2 protein-coding genes are annotated in these 1,116 nt (G+C 28.9%); one reads left to right on the top strand and one right to left on the bottom strand.

Translation table 11 applies throughout. From position 1 onward, the window contains the following. A partial coding sequence (locus LGK95_RS22080) for an Rrf2 family transcriptional regulator (protein WP_226127052.1) occupies positions 1–407 on the bottom strand: 407 nt, incomplete at its 3' end. Between the two features lie 186 nt (positions 408–593). Between LGK95_RS22080 and LGK95_RS22075 the strand changes: the two genes are divergently transcribed. Further along, positions 594–965 (top strand): pyridoxamine 5'-phosphate oxidase family protein, encoded by a 372-nt coding sequence (locus LGK95_RS22075; protein WP_226127051.1) that lies wholly within the window; start codon positions 594–596, stop codon positions 963–965. The last annotated feature ends 151 nt before the right edge of the window (positions 966–1,116 follow it).

Below are 1,116 nucleotides of genomic sequence, written 5' to 3'. Positions count from 1 at the left end.
TTATTGTTTAAATACAGTCTCATCTGTTCTTCAGCCTCTAACATGACAACTTTTATCAAGCAAGGGCATTTTGTATATGCATCAGGCAAATTTTTTTTATCTAGCAAAATCTCATTTTGCCTAATCTCTGCACACTGAAATAACGGAGTGTTTCCTTCTACGGCCTGAACTATATCCCAAAATGTTATGCTTTCAGGATCACGTACTAACTCATATCCACCATTAACACCTATAATTGACCTTACAATTCCTGCTTTTCTTAATTTTGTATATACCTTTGATAAATAAGTTTCTGATACTCCTTGAAATGCTGCTAAGTCTTTAATTCCAACAGCTTTACCTGATGGAATATCTATCATATATAATAAACAATGTAATGCATACTCTATACCTATGGAAAATTGCATTGTAATCACGCCTCCTAAATAAAAAGATAATATTCTCATATTACTTTATTATTTTTTAGTAGTCAATAAACTTTATTCAATTATTGTTGACTTTTAAAATTAGTCACTATATAATTAATACAGACAACATGTATCTATTTTATCTATATTATACATCACTTAGTAAAATTAAAGGAGGAAAAATTAATGTTAAATGAAAAATTGCTTGATGTTATTTCCCATGAGGGAGTCGTAGCTCTCGTTACTTGTAGTAACAATGAATCACACGTAGCTAATACTTGGAACTCTTATATTAATGCTACTGAAGATGGTAGGTTATTAATACCCGCTGCTGGAATGATAAAAACCCAAAAGAACATAGAACAAAATGATAAAATTAAAGTTACAGTAGGCAGTAAAGAGATTATGGGATACAACTCATTGGGAACTGGTTTCTTAATCGAGGGAACTGCAAAATTCATTAAAGCAGGTTCAGAATTTGATATGATGAAAGAAAAATTTTCTTTTCTAAATAGAGTTTTAGAAATAACAGTTACATCTGCAAAACAAACACTTTAGAAACTATATTGTTAATAAATAGTTCTATCATAAAGAAGCCAATGGCTTAAAATATTACTAAATTTAAATGAATTAAATAATTAAGGGCAATCAAGATAAATAATTTATGTTGATTGCCCTTAATTATTTATTTTTTGTCGTTAAACGATCT

The sequence above is a fragment of the Clostridium algoriphilum genome (assembly GCF_020443705.1).
Lineage (GTDB): Bacteria > Bacillota > Clostridia > Clostridiales > Clostridiaceae > Clostridium_AD > Clostridium_AD algoriphilum.
The sequence above is the reverse complement of the archived record's forward strand: the minus strand, read 5'-3'. Positions and strand labels throughout refer to the sequence as shown.